Consider the following 18,372-nt stretch of genomic DNA (forward strand, 5'->3'; position numbering starts at 1 on the left):
TGACAGCAGAAAATGTATATATCATCACATGCCCGCAAACGGCCTCTCTAAAACGTAACGATGAAACAGGAATAGCATATCATCTTTGATTTGGAAACGACATACAACAGGAGGGAGCGTGACATATGGAAGTTTCTTTACTCGAGCGTATTTTTCTGGAATCGATCCAGCGCCTTCGAAATGAACGATCTGACCGCAGTCTTTATCATGTTTTTCAAGGAAAGAAATCAGCGACTTCTCTGCAAGATGCTCATTTTTATGATTTAGAGTCGGTATTCGGTACTGTATTAGTCAGTAAACAGCGATTCGAAACAATCTTGGCTGAACTTGCGCAGAAGAATTGGATTGAGCGGCAAGAGACACTGCGACTGACGTACGAAGGCGCGCGACTAGTAGAGCAAACGGATCGTGCGATCATTGATCAACTAGGTGGTGAACTTCGTGGTTATGCTGAGATGATGTGGAAACGACTCAGCCTTTTGGTTCAAACGATGGTTTGTTTGGAAGCGAAACAGCCGTTTATTCCTGTGCAACAGGAAACCATCATCCGTGAATGGGTAAAAAGTGTTCTTCCGACCATCTCGAATCGAGCAGAATGGTTACATGATATGCACCAAGAGTTGATATTTCTCCTTGAGCACTTGTCAGAACGCGATGCGACATTGATTAGTTATCGCTTGTCTGGCGTGCAAGCAGGATGGTCTTATCCGCAATTAGCCCAAATGATGAAAACGGATGTGGAGACTGTCCAATACGAATTTACGATCGCTTGGCGAAAGTGCATCGATGACTTGGAAAACTCACCACTCCTCAAGCAAATAGGAATGGATCTACACACATCAAAAATGACGCAGTCTGCTCAAACGACATGGGAGTTGTTGCAACAGGGATTAACCGTTGAAGAGGTTGCGATTCGAAGGCGGCTAAAAAATAGTACGATGGAAGATCATCTTGTTGAGATCGCGATGTATGCTCCTTCTTTTCCGCTGAATCATTTTGTCACGCCATCTCAGCAAGAAGAGGTACAACAGATTGCACAGCGACTCGGAACTTACGCGCTGAAGCGAATCAAGAACGAGATGCAATCCGATATATCTTATTTTCAAATTCGATTGGTATTAGCACGTAGTAAATGGGAGGGAATTTAATGGAAGCGTTATTGCATCGTCATTTTGGATACGAAGCATTTCGACCTGGACAACGCCAAATCATCGATTCCATCCTAGACGGAACAGATACATTAGCGATTTTGCCGACAGGCGGAGGAAAATCTGTCTGTTATCAATTTCCGTCTTATGTACAAAATGAAGGACTGACGTTGATTTTGTCTCCGTTACTCTCGTTGATTGAAGATCAGGTCATGCAAATCAAGCGCAGAGGAGAGCGATCTGTCGCTAAATTAACATCAGTCGAGACACGAGAAGAGAAGGAGCAGATCTTATCTGTACTCGAACATCTACGATATCTTTACTTATCGCCGGAACAACTCGCGCTACCACAGATTCGGGCTCGGCTAAAACAGGTCAATATTGCTCTCTTCGTCGTTGATGAGGCGCATTGTATCTCCCAATGGGGACACGAATTTCGACCGGAGTACGCAAGACTTGGTCACATTCGACAAGAACTAGGCCTTCCACCATGTCTCGCCTTAACGGCAACAGCGACGCGTGCTGTTGAGCAAGATATTCGAACACAACTGCGTATGCGCGAACCACAAATCATCCGTCGTTCTGTCAACCGACCAGAAATCCAATATGTTGTCGATCGCGTTGATCGAGAAGAAAAAGATGCGGCAGTTGATCGGTGGATGGAACGCATCGTTCGCCCATGCGTCATCTATACGACAACCCGTAAAGAAGCGGAACGAATTGCTGGAATCATTGACGGCGCGACCTATTATCATGCTGGGTTGACGATAGAAGATCGCCAGCTTGTCCAACAACAGTTTCTTCATGATGAGATTGATTGTCTCGTGTGTACGAGTGCGTTCGGAATGGGTGTCGATAAAGGCAACGTGCGTACGGTCATTCATTATACGATGCCTGCGACGATCGAAGCCTATATGCAGGAAGTCGGACGTGCCGGACGTGACGGTAAAGAGGCGACCGCAATCTTACTCTACGCTGCTCAAGATGAACAATTACAGACGTACTTGATCGACACGCAATATGCACCCGTCTTGTGGATCGATCAATTGCAACAAGGGATGAATCAAGGCGAATCCTATGCCAAGATGGAAAGTCGTTTTCGTTTTAACCCGGAAGACCCGGCATACCGGTTACTCAAATCACAACTCGAAAATGGGTGGTCGAAGGAACGCATCATCCAGTGGCAAACGGAACGTAAACAATTAAAACGACAAGAGATCAACCAGATGATGGACTACGTTCACCGGAACGAATGTCGCCGTTCGATGTTGTTGCATCATTTTGATGAGCAGGTAATCGTACAACCACGTTGTTGTGATATATGTGGAACGATTGAGTGGGAAAATCCAGTGCAGAGAAGGACGCATCAACCGGTAGATTGGAAATTGCGTTTAGAACAAGTCTTTTTTTCATCACCAGATTCGGTGTAAACTAGACAATATCCTTATATTTTTCAAGAAAAGGTGATGAACATTGAGTAAACAAGATCAGCGACGGTTGGATCAGAACGAAGAGGGGCAGTCACTGCCACCGCGTTCTTCGCGTATCGAACACGTTCGAAACGAGCGATTAAAACAACCATTTCGAAAAAATCCGTTAGCCATCACGCTGACGGTGCTCATGATCACGATCATCATCGCCTTCGTCTCCATTGGTTTCATGATGTAAGGGCACATTGTGAACGGAGATTTTTTTCCTTTCAGCGTATACTAGAAAGGAAGGGGAAGGAGGCACGATGCATGGATCGTGGGAAATATAATATCAAAGCAGTCGCTGCGTTAGTGGGACTCAACCCGACGACCATTCGTGCTTGGGAGCGGAGATATCAGGTGCTCGATCCGGATCGAAGTGAATCCGGACATCGCATTTATAGTGATAACGACGTCGCGAAATTACGCTGGATCGTCGATAAACAAAAAGAGGGATTGTCTGTCTCTAAAGCAATCCAGTTGTATGAAATGCCGGTCAATCGGGCTGAAGTACCGCACGATTACGGAGTCGAACTGCGAGATCAATTATTCCGGGCATTGACGAACTTCGAAGAACGTCACGCGCATGATATTATGAATAAAGCATTTTCGATGTTTAGCTTCGATAAAGTCATTCAGGACATCGTCGGTCCACTTTTGCATGAGATTGGAGTGAAGTGGGAGTCGGGTGAGATTACGATTGCGCATGAGCATTTTGCGACGGCATTTCTGAGAGCTCGTCTTTCGACATTGTCGTTACAGATGCCGATCAATCCGTTCTTACCACGAATCGTCTGTGTTTGTGCGCCGGAAGAAGAACACGAACTCGGACTACTTTTCTTTACACTTTATTTACGACAATCTGGATTTGATGTCATTTTCCTCGGTTCCGGTATACCGGTTCAGGACTTGGTGACGGTTACGCATCAGCTGCAACCGAAAGCCGTTATTCTTTCCTGCACGTTATCGGATCATTTACCGTTACTTGATGAAGCGTTAGCACGTTTGATGTCTGATTTTCCGGATCTTGAGATTGGTCTTGGTGGTTATGCGGTCGATCAGCTCCCGGAACGATATGGTCCACATTTACTTGGTGCAGACGATCAATCTTGGAAAAGTTGGTTAAGTCGACTCACTCCGACAACTGGTGTATAGTATGGTTCATAACGAACGGAGACATCTGTGTTTCCGGTTTTGACTGGAGGAGTCTATTATGAGGTTTGAACAAATGAAACAAGGACACCTTCGTGTCTTCATCACAAAGCAAGAGTTATCGCTTCACGACGTCCGACCAGAAACGTTGGCTGTCGGGAAGGGACAAGCTTTATTGCGCAACTTATTAGAAGAAGCCGAATCGAATTATGGTTTTCAGGCAGCAGGAACACTCGAATTTTTCGTCACATTCTTCCCGAATGACGGGATGCTCGTTGATGTACGTCGTGAAGGAGATTTGCCAGAAGAGATGAACGAGGAGTTCGATCAAGTCGAAATCCGCATGACAGTCGATATCGTCCATCACGTCTTATATGCTCTACACTCGCTAGAAGACGTCATTCAAGCGAGTCATGGATTATTGCGGCATATGCCTCGTACAGAGACAGGGGGTAGCCTCTACTTCTTCGAGGGAAGCTATTATCTCTATTTCCAAGAACGAATGAACGAGGCGCTCGAGCGAACGGTGACGACGATTTTATCTGAATACGGTGAACCGAGCCCGAAAAGTCCACTCGTCATGGCGGAGTATGGGAAAACGATTCAGGCGGAACATGCCGTCGCAACGATAGCTGAACAGTTTAATATGTAAAACATCAGGTGCGCCATTCCCTCATAGGGGGGATGCCGCACCTTTTTGTCTTCTGCTGGAAGTGGCACCATTTTGTATTTTTTCATCGTCAGAAGGATGGTATGATAATCATTGAACGTAAGAAGAAGGAGTGAAGTAGGATGAAAGTGGCAGTATTATACGGTGGGACTTCAGGAGAACGGGAGGTTTCATTAAACAGTGGAAAGTCGATCATGGAAGCATTAAACAGTAAAGGGCATGAGGTCACGGCTGTTGATTTCCACCCTGATCAAGCGCATGAACTCTTCCAGCTGGATGTAGATGTGGCTGTCATCGCTCTTCACGGGAAAATTGGTGAAGATGGACGCGTACAAGCATTGCTTGAACTGGCAGACATTCCATATACAGGTTCAGGTGTGTTAGCGTCAGCGCTAGCGATGGATAAGGCACGTTCGAAAGTTCACTTTGATAAAGCAGGCATTACGATCGCTCGTGATGTGCTGTTAGAGCGTGGAGATGATATCGAAGCAAAAATCGCAGAGTGGAATGGTCAATTTCCTTGTGTCGTCAAACCAGCACAAGAAGGCTCATCAAACGGATTGACGATTGCTCAAGACGAGACGATGTTACGTGAAGGAATCGCGAAAGCCTTTGAAGCAGACGATGCAGTTCTTGTCGAACAGTTTATTAAAGGGCGTGAAGTGACAGTTCCAGTCGTCGGACATAAAGGTGCAGAAAAAGCACTGCCGGTCATCGAGATCATTCCGAAGAACGCTTTTTATGACTATGAATCCAAATATGCCATCGGAGGTTCGGAGCATATTTGTCCTGCTGAACTGGATGAAGCAACGACAGAAAAACTTCAAGAATGGGCTGTTAAAGCGCATCAAGTACTTGGCTGTGCAGGATACTCGCGATCTGATTTCCTTGTGCCGGAATCCGGAAATCCAGTCATCTTGGAGACGAATACACTTCCTGGTATGACTTCGACCAGTTTATTCCCGGACGGTGCACGAGCAGTGGGAATTGAATATCCGGAATTGGTCGAATATTTCATGGAACTGGCGATCGAACGACATCGTCAAACAAAACAACCAAATCAATGATATCCTAGGAAAAGAAGTGAGAAAGCGCTTACAAATATAGGCGTAACCCCTTTCATTACGTTCGAGAAAAGAGTATACTTTATCCGAACAAGGAAACGGCATAGGGGATGCCACTTATGGGGAGGAACGTTGGAATGATCACTGACCAACAACATGCGAATCACCGCAAGAACGTACTGGAAGCAACACAAGAAATCGTCAAGGAGGCACTAGGGAAACTTGGTTATCCAGACGAGATGTACGAATTACTTAAAGAACCACTCCGGATGTTGACAGTCCGGATTCCGGTACGGATGGATGATGGTTCGACGAAAATCTTCACAGGATATCGTGCGCAACATAACGATGCCGTTGGACCGACGAAAGGTGGAATTCGTTTCCACCCAAACGTGACGGAAGTCGAAGTCAAAGCATTATCCGTCTGGATGAGTCTGAAAGCTGGTATCGTTGACTTACCATACGGCGGCGGTAAAGGCGGAATCATCTGTGATCCACGTGAGATGAGCTTCCGTGAAATCGAACGTCTCAGCCGTGGATATGTCCGTGCCATTAGTCAAATCGTTGGACCGACGAAGGATATTCCAGCACCTGACGTCTTCACGAACTCGCAAATCATGGCATGGATGATGGACGAATACAGTCGAATCGATGAATTCAACTCACCTGGTTTCATTACAGGGAAACCGCTCGTCCTCGGTGGTTCACACGGTCGTGAGACAGCGACGGCGAAAGGTGTCGCAATCATGATTCGGGAAGCGGCTGCTAAAAAGGGTATCTCGCTCGAAGGCGCACGTGTCGTCGTTCAAGGATTCGGCAACGCCGGAAGTTTCTTATCGAAATTCATGTATGATTTAGGTGCAAAAGTCATCGCGATCAGCGATGCGTACGGGGCACTCCATGATCCAAACGGTCTCGATATTCCATACCTACTCGACCGTCGTGACTCGTTCGGTACCGTGACGACATTGTTCAAAAATACGATCTCGAATAAAGAATTGCTTGAACTTGAATGTGATATTCTTGTTCCGGCAGCAATCGAGAATCAAATCACAGAAGACAATGCGCACGATATCAAAGCAGCGATCGTCGTTGAAGCGGCTAACGGTCCGACGACGAACGAGGCGACGAAAATTCTCGCTGAACGTGACATCCTGATCGTTCCGGATGTTCTTGCTTCGAGTGGTGGCGTAACGGTTTCTTACTTCGAATGGGTCCAAAACAACCAAGGGTATTACTGGACGGAAGAGGAAGTACACGAGAAACTTGAAAAAGTACTCGTGAACTCGTTCAACCAAGTCTATCAGACAGCGCAGACGCGTAATGTCGACATGCGACTTGCCGCTTATATGGTCGGTGTCCGGAAGATGGCGGAAGCATCTCGTTTCCGTGGTTGGGTCTAATATGATAATGAACGTCCGCTTCTTCTTTGCGAAGAGCGGGCGTTTTGCATTGCAATTTCTTTCGTCTATGGTAGAGATTTGCTAAGATATAAAAAAAGCAACCGGAAGAGGAGATATTCGAATGTTAGATTGTATCGTAATCGGTGCAGGCCCATGTGGGTTATCGGCAGCGATCGAAATGCAAGATCGGGGACTAGACGTCGAAGTGCTCGAAAAGGGAAATATCGTCGAAGCGATTTATCGTTATCCGACGCATCAAACGTTCTTTTCAAGTAGTGAGAAGTTAGAAATTGGTGGTATACCGTTCATCAATAAAGAATTAAAGCCACGACGTCTCGACGCGCTCGTCTATTATCGAGAAGTCGTCAAACGAAAACAATTGACGATTCGTCCGTTTGAGACGGTCGAGCGGATTGAACGTCAAGCGGATCATTTTATCATCCACTCGGAGCGTTCCGGGGAAAAAAGAAGCCGAGAAGCTCGTTCCGTCGTGCTTGCGACAGGTTATTATGGTTTACCGAACCGAATGGATGTTCCTGGAGAGGAATTACCTCATGTCTCGCACTACTTTACGGAAGGACATCCGTATTTTGATCAAGATGTCGTCGTCATCGGTGGGAAAAATTCGAGCGTTGATGCAGCGATTGAACTTGAAAAAGCGGGAGCACGTGTGACCGTCCTTTACCGTGGACCGGAGTATAGTCCATCCATCAAACCATGGGTGTTGCCGAACTTCGAATCTCTCGTTCGTTCGGAAAAGGTCAAGATGATTTTTGAGGCGACGATCGAAGAAATCACGGAACAAGAGGTCGTTTATCAAATAGATGGAGACAAACGAACCGTCCGTGCTGATTTTGTATTTGCGATGACCGGATACACGCCAGACGTCGGTTTGTTCGCTGACACAGGCATCACGATTGATCGCGAGACCGGTATTCCGAGTCATGACGAAGAGACGATGGAATCGAATGTCCCGGGCATCTATATCGCAGGTGTCGTGGCAGCAGGATATGACGCCAATAAAATATTCATTGAAAATGGACGTTTTCACGGTGCGAACATTGCAAACCATCTCGTTGAACGGTTACGTGGTGCATCGATACAAGCCTAAACAAAACCTCTTGATTTGGAAAATAAATTTCCGAATCAAGAGGTTTTTTTCATTTATTCAACGCGAAATGATTCTTCGAGTTCTAGTTGTGAGGCATTGATTTCGAGTTCGACCATCAGTTTAAGCCGCGCTTTTTGTGAATTCAGTCCATTCGAGAAAATGACGCCGAGTTCTTTTAATTGTTGTCCTCCACCCGTATATCCGTAGACGTCTTGAACGATTCCGTTGAAACAGCGACTGACGATGACGATCGGCATGACGGTAATCAATTCAGCGATGGCATCCACGATACTCGGTGGTACGTTTCCTTGACCAAGGACTTCAAGGACGAGTCCATCATAACCGAGCTGTTTCACAGCAAGTAATAAGTCGGGTTCCATACCGGCAGAGACTTTGAGAACGGCGACCCGTTTTGAGAGCGAAGTCACCATATGTGTTTGTTTTAAAAGCGGTGTATTGAATAAGTAGACATGATCCTTCGTTACCATCCCAAGATTTCCGAAATGAACGGATTTGAACGTATCGACGGATGACGTATGCGTTTTTGTGACGTTGAATGCCGAATGAATTTCCCCATTGAAGACGACGAGGACACCTTTTCCGCGCGCAGCTTCACTGACAGCGACACGAAGTGCCGTAATCAGATTAAACTCACCATCGGATCCGACCTCATTAGAAGAACGCATGGCTCCTGTCAAAACAATTGGAACGGGTGCACCAAGCGTCAAATGCAAAAAATAAGCCGTCTCTTCCAGTGTGTCCGTTCCGTGGGTGATGACGACGCCATCGTAATGTTCCTTTGTTAGCTCACTCTCGATGAAATGGGCTAGACGCAACATGATGTCAGGTGTCATATGAGGAGAAGGCAAATTGGCAAAGTGACGCGTCGTGATGTTGGCGATATCTGTTGCTCGCGGGAGTGAAGCGTCGAGTGGATTGATATCATTTGGTAAGACATGACCAGAATGATCCTGTGCCATGGCAATCGTTCCACCCGTATGAATGAGTAATAATGATTTCATGCTAAAGGGTCCTTGTCTACAGACAGAAGACCTTCACCTACTTTCTATAGCGGATTCAATTCGTTCTCCCATATTGTAACCTTTTTCCCTCCTGAAACAACGAGGACGTTTTCTTTTTTCCAAGAAACCTTTATTCTTATAAATGAGGAAGAAAGGGGGAGAGGAAGCGTGGTTCAAATCGTTTTCTCCGGAGTTGCCCCAGGCATCGCACTCCTAACTTATTTTTATCTACGTCACGAACATGAATCGGAGCCAGTCGGCTATATTCTTCGAAGTTTCATTTTCGGTATTTTACTTGTCTTTCCCTTGATGTTCATCGACTATATCGTCCAGACAGAGTTTGGTGGGCGTGAAGAGGTACAGTTGATTCGAACAGCTATCACGGAAGAATTCGCCAAATGGTTTGTCGTCTTTTATACGGTCTATATCCATCAACGGTTTAATGATTATTACGACGGGATCATCTACGCGGTAGCCTGTTCACTTGGGTTCGCAACGCTTGAGAATATTTTATATCTGATGGTGAATGGAACAGTCGAACATATGCTGTTCCGTGCACTCTTACCAGTATCTGGTCATGCTTTGTTTGCGGTCATCATGGGATTCTTCATGGGCATGGCGAAATTCTCGCCTCATCCTTATCGCTGGTTGTCCCTCTCGATTGCGCTTCCGGTATTTGCGCATATCTTATTTAATTTGTTAATATTGGAAAATGGTGGTATATCTTTTTTGCCAATCGTCTTCATGGTCATCCTATGGACGATTGGATTATTTCAAGTACGAGGTGCCAATCGTTTAAATCGGCGATTCAAACGAAAAAACAACATTCAGATGGCATCGAATAGAGAGTAGGAGCGAAGTAGTATGATGGAAATTGGGGATTTGGTAATGCTTTCGAATAGTGAGGATCGACAAGGTCGCTCAAAGGTGACGGCCGTGACGAATCGATTGATTTGGATTGAAGCACCGAGTGAGGTCGCGACACTGAAGACATTCATCTTGTCAGAGCAAGAAGAAGTGTCCTTTTATTTCTTTAAGGAGAAGGGCAAATTATTTGGATTTGATACGGTCGTCGTTGAACGACAAAATGATCCACTTCGCGGTCAACGATATGCTTTGAAACGACCGAAGGATGATCAAATCGAACGCATCCAACGACGTCAGTTCGTCCGAGTACCGCAAATACTCGATGTCGCTGTACACCCTCATAAAACACATTTCGAGCCGTTTACGACTGTGACGCTCGATCTATCGGCTGGAGGGATGATGATCTTGTCGGATCAATTACCGGTTCAAAAAGAGGAAGAGGTGGAAATGACATTCATTTTGCCTACTGGTGAGGGTGTATCAAGTACACTAGACGTCGTCGCTGAACTCGTCCGAATTGATCGGCGCGAAGAACGATACGAATTAGCTTTCCAATTTACGATGATTCCCGACCGAAGTCGTGAGCTTGTATTGCGTCACTGTTATCAAATGCAAATGAAAAGTTCAAGAAGGGGCATGAATCCATTCACCTGACCGCATTTTTTTGCTATGATAACGTTCGGAAGAATGAATCCCTATTAATCATAGGGAAGATGGAAGGACAGGATGGATGATGAAAAAGATTCAAATTGCTTTAGATGGACCAGCGGGTGCTGGGAAAAGTACGATCGCAAAACAATTGGCAGCGCGCCTTGACTATGTATACATCGATACAGGAGCCATGTACCGAGCTGTGACGCTGGCAGCACTTGAACAATCGCTTGACCTCAACGATGGTGAAGTGCTCGGAGAATTAATGAAATCGCTTGATATTCGTTTAACACCAGGTGAAAACGGGCAACGTGTCTTTATTGGTGATCGCGAAGTGACGGATGCGATTCGTTCCATCGAAATCACGAATAATGTCTCGTTCGTCGCTCGTCAAAAAGAAGTCCGGGCTGCACTCGTCACAGCACAGCGGAAATTAGCTGAACGCGGTGGGATCGTCATGGATGGGCGTGATATCGGCACAGTCGTATTGCCGGATGCAGAATTAAAAGTCTTTTTGACGGCAACTGTGGAAGAACGTGCTGCTCGAAGACACCGCGAAAACATCGCGCGTGGGATGGACAGTGACATCACGGTTCTTCAAGAAGAGATCGCACTACGCGATAAGCGCGACAGTGAGCGTGAAGTCTCGCCATTGCGTCAAGCTGACGATGCGCTATATCTCGATACGACAGAGATGACGATCGATGAAGTCGTTGTCCGCTTGATGGAACTAGCAGAGGGTGTCCTAAAATGAAACGTCAAGATACCGTTTACCGGATTGCGCGGTTTGTCGTCTGGGTCATTGCGAAAACTGTCTTCCGATTGAAAGTGACAGGGCAAGAAAATATTCCGAAAGACGGTTCCTTACTCGTCTGTGCCAATCACAGCTCGAACTGGGACCCGGTTTTCCTCGTCAGCGCGATTCCGCCAAAACGTGCGGTTCGTTACATGGCAAAAGAAGAACTGTTCAAAGTTCCTGCCTTGAAACAATTAATGATTGCAGCAGGAACATATCCTGTCGGTCGCGGTCAAGGAGATCGTCAAGCTTTAAAACGGACGATTGAACTATTGAATTCAGATGAGACGGTCGGTATTTTCCCAGAAGGAACACGTTCCGCACCAGGTGAATTTACAGCAGCACAACCAGGAGTTGGGTTCTTTGCGTTACGATCGAATGCTCAGATTTTACCGATTGCCATCATCGGATCTTATCGTCCGTTCAAACGGATGCACGTCGCGGTCGGAAAACCGGTTGATATTTCGGATTTACGTGACCAGCGGGGGGCAGCGAAAGCGATTTCTGACCGAATCATGGACGAAATCAAATCCGTCTACTTCAATCACGCTTAATACCTTGACAAATAGTCAGAATTGTAAGAAGTTAGAAGCAGGATAAACGCATTGACATGTGTCAGGCGTTTCTTGTACTCATCGTGAGGAGGTTGTTTTGGAATGGTCGAAGAAATGAAAGATATGCCTGATTTTGAAATTCATCGGGACCAGGTAGTTACCGGAATGGTCGTGAAAATTGAAGACAAGCAAGCACTCATTGATATCGGATATAAAACAGAAGCCATCTTACCGATCAGCGAAGTATCGAGTCTTCATCTCGATGATATTCGTGGCGTGCTGAACGTCGGAGATGAACTACAAGTGAAGGTCAAGAAAATCACGGATGAAGAGGTCGTCGTCTCGAAACGAGAAATCGACGCGCTCAAAGCGTGGGAGCAAGTAGAAGAAAAGTATAAATCAGGTGAGATCTTTGAAGTTGTCGTCAAGGACATCGTCAAAGGTGGACTCGTCGTTGATATCGGTGTCCGCGGATTCATTCCGGCGTCACTCGTCGAACGGCATTATGTCGAGGATTTCTCGGATTACATCGGTCGTTCGATCGAAGTCAAGGTCGTTGAACTCGATCAAGAGAAGAACCGTGTCATTCTCTCGCACAAAGCTGTCGTTGAAGGCGAATTGAACGCGAAGAAAAAAGAGACACTCGAAAATTTAGAAGTAGGTCAAATCCTCGAAGGTACAGTCCAACGTTTAACGGACTTTGGTGCTTTCGTTGATATCGGTGGCGTCGACGGTCTCGTTCATATCTCGGAGATGGCACACCACCGTGTCGAACGTCCTTCGGATATCGTCACGGAAGGTCAAAAAGTCGAAGTCAAAGTACTTGGTGTCGACCGTGATACGGAAAAAGTCAAGTTATCGATCAAGGAAACACAACCTGGTCCATGGCAACAGATGGAAGGGAAGATCGAAGCTGGCGATATCGTCAAAGGACGTGTGCGTCGTCTCGTCCAGTTCGGGGCCTTCATCGAACTTGCGCCGCAAGTAGAAGGACTTTTGCACATTTCGCAAATCGCGAACCGTCATATCGGTTCACCTTCGGAAGTACTCGAAGAAGGACAGGAAATCGAGGCGAAAGTACTAGAAGTGCGTCTTGACGAGCATAAGATTTCGCTATCAACACGTGTTCTTGAAGAGGAAGAATCATCCGCTGACGATTACTCGGATTATACGAATCAATCAGAAGGATTCTCGGTCGCTGACTTGACTGAGGACGATTCTGATCAGAAAGAATAAGCAATGACACAAAGCGGACACAAGCGTGTCCGCTTTTTATATGCGGTTTGTTATGGTATATGACAGTTTGATTTGATACAATAGAACGGCTATGAAGCGAGAGAAGAGAAAGAAGGTGTTGGGATGGCAATTCCAGTCGTGGCGATCGTAGGTCGCCCAAATATCGGAAAGTCGACGATTTTTAACCGGGTGATTGGAGATCGGGTTTCAATCGTAGAAGACAAGCCAGGCGTTACCCGCGACCGTATTTACGGAACTGGAGAATGGCTGAATCGTCATTTTCATTTGATTGATACAGGTGGAATCGAAGTCGGGGATGAGCCCCTACTTCAAATGATGCGTCATCAGGCGGAACTCGCCATTGATGAAGCGGATGTCATCATTTTCATGGTGAACGGACGCGAAGGAATCACAGCAGCGGATGAGGAAGTCGCGAACATGTTGTTCCGTTCGAACAAACCAGTCGTCGTAGCTGTCAACAAAGTCGATAACTTTGAAATGCGTGATTTAATGTATGAATTTTACTCCCTTGGATTCGGAGACTTGTTCCCGATTTCTGGTACGCATGGTCTTGGTCTAGGTGACTTACTCGACCGTGTCCTTGAACTCGCACCAGATAAAGAAGAATTAGAATATGACGAAAGCACGATCAAGTTTGCCTTGATTGGTCGTCCGAACGTCGGGAAATCAAGTATGACGAACTCGATTCTCGGTGAAGAACGCGTCATCGTTTCAAACATCGCCGGTACGACACGCGATGCAATCGATACACCGTTTACGCGAGATGAGCAAGAATACGTCATCATCGATACGGCAGGGATGCGAAAACGCGGGAAAGTCTATGAATCAACAGAACGTTTCAGCGTCATGCGTGCTCAAAAAGCAATCGAACGGGCAGACGTCGTCTGTGTCGTGCTTGATGGCGAAGAAGGCATCATCGAGCAAGATAAAAAAGTGGCGGGATATGCGCACGAAGCAGGTCGCGCGGTCATCATTGTCGTCAATAAATGGGATGCTGTCGAAAAAGATGATAAGACGATGAAAAAGATGCAAGAAGAGATTCGGGAAGAATTCCGTTTCCTTGACTACGCACCAATCGTCTTCGTCTCAGCGAAAACAAAACGTCGTTTGCAGACGTTGTTACCAGTCATTCAACAAGCAGCGCACAGTCATGCGCAACGGATTCAGACAAGCGTCTTGAACGATGTCATCGTTGACGCTGTTGCGATGAACCCGGCGCCGACGGATAAAGGGGTTCGTCTTCGGATCAACTATGCGACTCAAGTCGCGTCACGTCCGCCAACGTTCGTCTTGTTCGTCAATGATCCAGAATTGCTGCACTTCTCTTATAAACGATATCTTGAGAATCGGATTCGGGAAGCATTTGATTTTACAGGTACACCAATCCGGATTTTAGCTCGTCAAAAACAATAATGAGGTGAGTCAGTATGACCAAAATCGCTGTCATCGGAGCGGGAAGCTGGGGAACAGCGCTCTCGCTCGTTCTAGCCGATAATGATCAGGAAGTCATGCTTTACGGTCGTGAACAAACAAACGTCGACCGCATCAATGAACATCATGAAAATGCGCAATTTTTGCCGGGGGTTATGTTACCACAATCATTGAAGGCGACGACGGATCTTAAAGTGGCGGTTGAAGGTGCAACACATATCTTGATTGTCACACCGTCCTCTGCGATTCGTTCGGTTTCCCGACAATTGAATGACTTGTTGACGGAACCAGTCGTTCTGATTCATGCATCAAAAGGAATCGAGCCAAAGACCCATCTTCGGTTGTCAGAATTAATCGAAGAAGAGGTCGATCCTGCGAAACGCAAGGCGGTTTGTGTCTTGACGGGTCCTTCGCATGCCGAAGAGGTCGCGTTACGTAAACCAACGACAGTGACCATTGCATCGGATGATTTAGAAGAGGCTGGTCGTGTACAGGAGCTGTTTACGAATGAAAACTTCCGCGTCTATCTAAATGCGGATATCATTGGAGCTGAACTTGGTGGGGCGCTCAAAAATATCATTGCGCTTGCCGCAGGTATGACGGATGGTCTCGGTTACGGGGACAATGCCAAAGCAGCATTGATTACGCGTGGAATGGTTGAAATCGCCCGTCTCGGTACGATGCTTGGAGCTAACCCAATGACGTTCACTGGATTGACGGGAATGGGTGACTTGATTGTTACTTGTACATCGGTTCATAGTCGAAATTGGCGTGCGGGGAATGCCATCGGTCGCGGTGAAAAGTTAGAGACGGTGCTAGAAAACATGGGAATGGTCGTCGAAGGTGTTCGTGCAACCCAAGCGGCATATGATTTGGCGGAGACGAAACAGTGTGAACTCCCAATCACTTCTGCCCTCTACCATGTTCTCTTTGACGGTCATACACCGGAAGAAGAAGTCAAAAAGTTGATGCAACGACCACAGAAAAATGAGATCGAGCATCTCTTCACGACGAAAGATTAACGGAGTGGGGTGGAAACCTTGAGTCCAGGATTAATAAAAATGTGGATCTCGTTCGCTGGCATTGGACTCTTTGCGATCAGTGTCTTGCTGGTCACAGTCAGTCGGACGAAGTTGAAAGGGATATGGCAGGTTCTCGTATCGACTTTGGCATTCGTATGTTTCATCGTTGCGTCGATCATCATGGTGTTCATCGTCATGGCGGGACCAAGCGCATGAAGAAGTGGTTCGTCATCCTCATGCTCATTCCGGTGACGTTGTTATCGGGTTGTCTGTTTCCAGACAGTCAGAAACCGTCGAACCGCGTACCGTATCCGCAACAGTTACGTACCGTACAGGATGCTGTCGATGCGTATCAAAAAGACACGGGTGTTTTGCCAATCAAGACGATGGAAGCAGATACTCCGCTCATGGAGCGTTATCAAATCGAATTAGGGCGGCTCATTCCGCGTTATATGAGTGATCCACCATCAAACAGTTTTGAAGGTGGCGGAACATTCATCTACTTGTTAGTTGATGTCGATACGAAACCGACTGTTAAGTTGATGGACTTACTTGTTGCAGAAGAGTTACAGAAGCTCCAAGTCCGGATCGATGCGTATCGGAAGAAGAACGAAAAGTATCCGTTTAAAGGATCGTTCGGAAAAAACCAGTTTACGCTTGACTATAAAAAACTATTCATCAAAAAAGAACCGACCGTCCCAAGTCCGTATTCAGATGAAAAGTTGTCGATCTATGTCGATGGTCAAGGACGCCTCTTCATCAACTATTTACCTGAGTTGAAGAAAGCTGTTCAAACTGCGAAGAAAAAGCCGAAAGTCGGTCAGGATATTCGGTATTTGCTCTATGAAGATCAACCTTTTGTTCCTGCCTATTCTCAAAGCTACACGATAAACGAAAAAGGCGAACCTGTGTTTTCAGAGGAATCGAGCGAAGAATCTGAAAATTGAACGTTATTTACACGAAAATGTTGTAATAGCAACGTTTATGGGGTATGATTACCCTCGAAGAAGTGATTGGGAGGGGGTGAAAGTAATGAACAAAACTGAACTCATTCAAGCAGTCGTCGAAAAATCAGGTCTTACAAAAAAAGACGTGACGAAAGTTGTTGAATCAACATTCGAATCGATCACTGAGACACTTCAGTCTGGAGAGAAAGTCCAATTGATTGGATTTGGTAACTTCGAAGTCCGTGAGCGTGCAGCCCGTAAAGGTCGCAACCCACGTACAAAAGAAGATATCGAGATTCCAGCAAGCAAAGTACCTGCCTTCAAACCAGGTAAAGCATTGAAAGATGCTGTGAAGTAATCCGGCTACATAGTCGCCCGAGATTTTCTCGGGCGGCTTTTTTGTGGACATTCAGAAGCGTGAAAGCCCGCCGATTATGGTATATTAAAAAAGAAGAACGTCCATCAACGAGATGGCACTGGAGATCGGGGGGTAAAAGCATGGAACAACATGAGCTGCGCGTGGATGAAATCATCACTGCACTCACCACTAAACAAACGACACGATTGGCTCGACATGTGGATTTCCCTTCCATCGATCGTGAACAGATCAGTTGGTTGATTGATGTCGCTCAACATGACACGCTGGATACGGAAGCACTCGTCAAAGCGATACATTTCGCACAAGTAGCGCTACGTCTGCATGAGCGTGTCAATGAAACGCTACGCGGTTCGAAGGAGCGACAGTTGCTTGTATTAGCGGGGGATTTATTCTCGAGCTACTTTTTCGAACAGCTAGCTGGGTTACCAAAAGAGGTTCTCGTTTCACTCGGACGGACAATTCAACGGGTCAACGAGGCAAAGTGTGCTCTTCACGAAATGAATTATGCATCGACGGAAGAACGGGTTCTCTTATGGTTAACAGCAGAGTTCGGATTAATGCAAGGACTCGCGGCAATCACGAAACGAGAATGGCTGACACGACAGGGGCGACAGATCATTCAACAACAGGCAGAACAATTGGATCTGGTCGCACAGAAATTACTGTTATCGCATCTCGAGCAGATGGCGGTAGCATAAGATCTTGGAAAGGGTGAGCGGTGTGCAGGCAAAAGATAAAGAAAAAAAAGTATATGAAGTGTTTCAATCGATATCAACGAACTATGATCAAATGAATTCAGTCATCAGCTTCCGACTGCATAAACTATGGAGACGCGAGACGATGCGCCGGATGCAAGTCTTCCCAGGCGCTAAATGTCTCGATCTTTGCTGTGGGACAGCGGACTGGACGATTCAACTGGCGAAAGCAGCCGGTCCGACAGGGGTCATCAAAGGACTTGATTTTTCAGAAAACATGCTGAGAGTCGGCGTCGAGAAGGTAGAAGCGCTCGATATGAAAAACATCGAATTGATTCACGGAAATGCGATGGATCTACCGTTCGGTGATAACTCGTTCGATTATGTGACGATCGGTTTTGGTCTACGCAACGTACCTGATTATCTACAAGTCATCAAAGAGATGCATCGTGTCTTAAAACCAGGTGGAACGGTCGTCTGTCTCGAGACGAGTCAACCGACTGCGCCACTTTTCCGCGAAGCATATTCATTGTACTTCGGGAAAATCATGCCTCAGGTCGGGCGATTGCTTGCGAAATCATACGATCAATACAACTGGCTACAAGAATCGACGGAAGTGTTCCTCGACCGCGTCGAACTGAAACAACTCTTCGAACAGGCAGGCTTCATGCAAGTGGAAGTCAAGGCATTCGCGGGTGGGGCTGCTGCAATGCACCTTGGGAAGAAGTGGTGAG

Annotated in this window: 21 protein-coding genes; 20 read left to right on the forward strand and 1 reads right to left on the reverse strand. The window is 46.4% G+C overall.

The window, feature by feature from the left end; all coding sequences use genetic code 11:
- Positions 1 to 125 precede the first annotated feature (125 nt).
- The 8 genes from KNQ15_RS01085 (at position 126) to KNQ15_RS01120 (ending at position 8,017) form a co-directional block, all read left to right on the forward strand.
- Positions 126 to 1,148, forward strand: a complete 1,023-nt coding sequence (locus KNQ15_RS01085) for a YpbB family protein (protein WP_029342026.1) — start codon at positions 126 to 128, stop codon at positions 1,146 to 1,148.
- The gene (locus KNQ15_RS01090; protein ID WP_029342025.1) at positions 1,148 to 2,578 is read left to right on the forward strand and encodes a RecQ family ATP-dependent DNA helicase; all 1,431 of its coding nucleotides are present in this window, start codon (positions 1,148 to 1,150) and stop codon (positions 2,576 to 2,578) included. Before KNQ15_RS01085 ends, KNQ15_RS01090 begins: the two co-directional genes overlap by 1 nt.
- Positions 2,579 to 2,621: 43 nt before the next feature.
- The gene (locus KNQ15_RS01095; protein ID WP_029342024.1) at positions 2,622 to 2,816 is read left to right on the forward strand and encodes a hypothetical protein; all 195 of its coding nucleotides are present in this window, start codon (positions 2,622 to 2,624) and stop codon (positions 2,814 to 2,816) included.
- A gap of 71 nt (positions 2,817 to 2,887) precedes the next feature.
- On the forward strand, positions 2,888 to 3,772 hold the full coding sequence (locus KNQ15_RS01100) for a MerR family transcriptional regulator (protein WP_029342023.1): 885 nt from the start codon (positions 2,888 to 2,890) through the stop codon (positions 3,770 to 3,772).
- 58 nt (positions 3,773 to 3,830) lie between these two features.
- The gene (locus KNQ15_RS01105) at positions 3,831 to 4,421 is read left to right on the forward strand and encodes an adaptor protein MecA (protein WP_029342022.1); all 591 of its coding nucleotides are present in this window, start codon (positions 3,831 to 3,833) and stop codon (positions 4,419 to 4,421) included.
- Between the two features lie 140 nt (positions 4,422 to 4,561).
- Positions 4,562 to 5,506 (forward strand): D-alanine--D-alanine ligase, encoded by a 945-nt coding sequence (locus KNQ15_RS01110; RefSeq protein ID WP_029342021.1) that lies wholly within the window; start codon positions 4,562 to 4,564, stop codon positions 5,504 to 5,506.
- Positions 5,507 to 5,640: 134 nt separating this feature from the next.
- The gene (locus tag KNQ15_RS01115; protein ID WP_023468654.1) at positions 5,641 to 6,906 is read left to right on the forward strand and encodes a Glu/Leu/Phe/Val family dehydrogenase; all 1,266 of its coding nucleotides are present in this window, start codon (positions 5,641 to 5,643) and stop codon (positions 6,904 to 6,906) included.
- 121 nt (positions 6,907 to 7,027) lie between these two features.
- Positions 7,028 to 8,017: a YpdA family putative bacillithiol disulfide reductase gene (locus KNQ15_RS01120; RefSeq protein ID WP_029342020.1), complete on the forward strand. Its 990-nt coding sequence runs from the start codon at positions 7,028 to 7,030 to the stop codon at positions 8,015 to 8,017.
- A 53-nt stretch (positions 8,018 to 8,070) separates the two neighbouring features.
- Here KNQ15_RS01120 and KNQ15_RS01125 read toward each other — a convergent pair whose 3' ends face one another.
- Positions 8,071 to 9,039: an asparaginase gene (locus KNQ15_RS01125; RefSeq protein WP_029342019.1), complete on the reverse strand. Its 969-nt coding sequence runs from the start codon at positions 9,037 to 9,039 to the stop codon at positions 8,071 to 8,073.
- A 168-nt stretch (positions 9,040 to 9,207) separates the two neighbouring features.
- Here KNQ15_RS01125 and prsW point away from each other — a divergent pair, with 168 nt between their 5' ends.
- The 12 genes from prsW to KNQ15_RS01185 all read left to right on the forward strand — a co-directional run bounded on the left by prsW (position 9,208) and on the right by KNQ15_RS01185 (position 18,371).
- A complete protein-coding gene (gene prsW / locus KNQ15_RS01130) occupies positions 9,208 to 9,891 on the forward strand; it encodes a glutamic-type intramembrane protease PrsW (RefSeq protein WP_214727260.1) in 684 nt (227 codons plus the stop codon).
- 12 nt (positions 9,892 to 9,903) lie between these two features.
- A complete protein-coding gene (locus tag KNQ15_RS01135) occupies positions 9,904 to 10,560 on the forward strand; it encodes a flagellar brake protein (protein WP_029342017.1) in 657 nt (218 codons plus the stop codon).
- A gap of 76 nt (positions 10,561 to 10,636) precedes the next feature.
- Entirely contained in the window at positions 10,637 to 11,311 is a 675-nt protein-coding gene (gene cmk / locus KNQ15_RS01140; RefSeq protein ID WP_029342016.1) for a (d)CMP kinase, read from the forward strand.
- Complete coding sequence (locus KNQ15_RS01145; protein ID WP_214727262.1) at positions 11,308 to 11,907, forward strand: lysophospholipid acyltransferase family protein; 600 nt, start codon at positions 11,308 to 11,310, stop codon at positions 11,905 to 11,907. Before cmk ends, KNQ15_RS01145 begins: the two co-directional genes overlap by 4 nt.
- Before the next feature lie 102 nt (positions 11,908 to 12,009).
- Positions 12,010 to 13,143 (forward strand): 30S ribosomal protein S1, encoded by a 1,134-nt coding sequence (gene rpsA / locus KNQ15_RS01150; RefSeq protein ID WP_023468647.1) that lies wholly within the window; start codon positions 12,010 to 12,012, stop codon positions 13,141 to 13,143.
- Positions 13,144 to 13,266: 123 nt separating this feature from the next.
- Positions 13,267 to 14,577, forward strand: coding sequence for a ribosome biogenesis GTPase Der (der, locus tag KNQ15_RS01155; protein WP_029342014.1), 1,311 nt, complete (start codon positions 13,267 to 13,269; stop codon positions 14,575 to 14,577).
- A 14-nt stretch (positions 14,578 to 14,591) separates the two neighbouring features.
- Positions 14,592 to 15,617: an NAD(P)H-dependent glycerol-3-phosphate dehydrogenase gene (locus tag KNQ15_RS01160; protein WP_029342013.1), complete on the forward strand. Its 1,026-nt coding sequence runs from the start codon at positions 14,592 to 14,594 to the stop codon at positions 15,615 to 15,617.
- A 39-nt stretch (positions 15,618 to 15,656) separates the two neighbouring features.
- A complete protein-coding gene (locus KNQ15_RS01165) occupies positions 15,657 to 15,833 on the forward strand; it encodes a DUF2768 domain-containing protein (protein WP_034786022.1) in 177 nt (58 codons plus the stop codon).
- The gene (locus KNQ15_RS01170; RefSeq protein WP_029342012.1) at positions 15,830 to 16,564 is read left to right on the forward strand and encodes a hypothetical protein; all 735 of its coding nucleotides are present in this window, start codon (positions 15,830 to 15,832) and stop codon (positions 16,562 to 16,564) included. Before KNQ15_RS01165 ends, KNQ15_RS01170 begins: the two co-directional genes overlap by 4 nt.
- A gap of 85 nt (positions 16,565 to 16,649) precedes the next feature.
- Positions 16,650 to 16,922, forward strand: a complete 273-nt coding sequence (locus KNQ15_RS01175; RefSeq protein WP_012370671.1) for an HU family DNA-binding protein — start codon at positions 16,650 to 16,652, stop codon at positions 16,920 to 16,922.
- Positions 16,923 to 17,062: 140 nt separating this feature from the next.
- On the forward strand, positions 17,063 to 17,641 hold the full coding sequence (locus KNQ15_RS01180; protein WP_029342011.1) for a heptaprenyl diphosphate synthase component 1: 579 nt from the start codon (positions 17,063 to 17,065) through the stop codon (positions 17,639 to 17,641).
- 22 nt (positions 17,642 to 17,663) lie between these two features.
- The gene (locus tag KNQ15_RS01185; protein WP_029342010.1) at positions 17,664 to 18,371 is read left to right on the forward strand and encodes a demethylmenaquinone methyltransferase; all 708 of its coding nucleotides are present in this window, start codon (positions 17,664 to 17,666) and stop codon (positions 18,369 to 18,371) included.
- Position 18,372: the final 1 nt, after the last annotated feature.

The organism is Exiguobacterium sp. s168 (assembly GCF_018619035.1).
Lineage (GTDB): Bacteria > Bacillota > Bacilli > Exiguobacteriales > Exiguobacteriaceae > Exiguobacterium_A > Exiguobacterium_A acetylicum.

Excerpts from the sequence above, each read along its gene's own strand:
- KNQ15_RS01085 (WP_029342026.1), top strand. The coding sequence starts at position 126 with ATGGAAGTTTCTTTACTCGAGCGTATTTTTCTGGAATCGATCCAGCGC.
- KNQ15_RS01090 (WP_029342025.1), top strand. The coding sequence starts at position 1,148 with ATGGAAGCGTTATTGCATCGTCATTTTGGATACGAAGCATTTCGACCT.
- KNQ15_RS01100 (WP_029342023.1), top strand. The coding sequence starts at position 2,888 with ATGGATCGTGGGAAATATAATATCAAAGCAGTCGCTGCGTTAGTGGGA.
- KNQ15_RS01105 (WP_029342022.1), top strand. The coding sequence starts at position 3,831 with ATGAGGTTTGAACAAATGAAACAAGGACACCTTCGTGTCTTCATCACA.
- KNQ15_RS01110 (WP_029342021.1), top strand. The coding sequence starts at position 4,562 with ATGAAAGTGGCAGTATTATACGGTGGGACTTCAGGAGAACGGGAGGTT.
- KNQ15_RS01115 (WP_023468654.1), top strand. The coding sequence starts at position 5,641 with ATGATCACTGACCAACAACATGCGAATCACCGCAAGAACGTACTGGAA.
- KNQ15_RS01120 (WP_029342020.1), top strand. The coding sequence starts at position 7,028 with ATGTTAGATTGTATCGTAATCGGTGCAGGCCCATGTGGGTTATCGGCA.
- KNQ15_RS01125 (WP_029342019.1), bottom strand. The coding sequence starts at position 9,039 with ATGAAATCATTATTACTCATTCATACGGGTGGAACGATTGCCATGGCA.
- KNQ15_RS01135 (WP_029342017.1), top strand. The coding sequence starts at position 9,904 with ATGATGGAAATTGGGGATTTGGTAATGCTTTCGAATAGTGAGGATCGA.
- cmk (WP_029342016.1), top strand. The coding sequence starts at position 10,637 with ATGATGAAAAAGATTCAAATTGCTTTAGATGGACCAGCGGGTGCTGGG.
- KNQ15_RS01145 (WP_214727262.1), top strand. The coding sequence starts at position 11,308 with ATGAAACGTCAAGATACCGTTTACCGGATTGCGCGGTTTGTCGTCTGG.
- rpsA (WP_023468647.1), top strand. The coding sequence starts at position 12,010 with ATGGTCGAAGAAATGAAAGATATGCCTGATTTTGAAATTCATCGGGAC.
- der (WP_029342014.1), top strand. The coding sequence starts at position 13,267 with ATGGCAATTCCAGTCGTGGCGATCGTAGGTCGCCCAAATATCGGAAAG.
- KNQ15_RS01160 (WP_029342013.1), top strand. The coding sequence starts at position 14,592 with ATGACCAAAATCGCTGTCATCGGAGCGGGAAGCTGGGGAACAGCGCTC.
- KNQ15_RS01165 (WP_034786022.1), top strand. The coding sequence starts at position 15,657 with ATGTGGATCTCGTTCGCTGGCATTGGACTCTTTGCGATCAGTGTCTTG.
- KNQ15_RS01170 (WP_029342012.1), top strand. The coding sequence starts at position 15,830 with ATGAAGAAGTGGTTCGTCATCCTCATGCTCATTCCGGTGACGTTGTTA.
- KNQ15_RS01175 (WP_012370671.1), top strand. The coding sequence starts at position 16,650 with ATGAACAAAACTGAACTCATTCAAGCAGTCGTCGAAAAATCAGGTCTT.
- KNQ15_RS01180 (WP_029342011.1), top strand. The coding sequence starts at position 17,063 with ATGGAACAACATGAGCTGCGCGTGGATGAAATCATCACTGCACTCACC.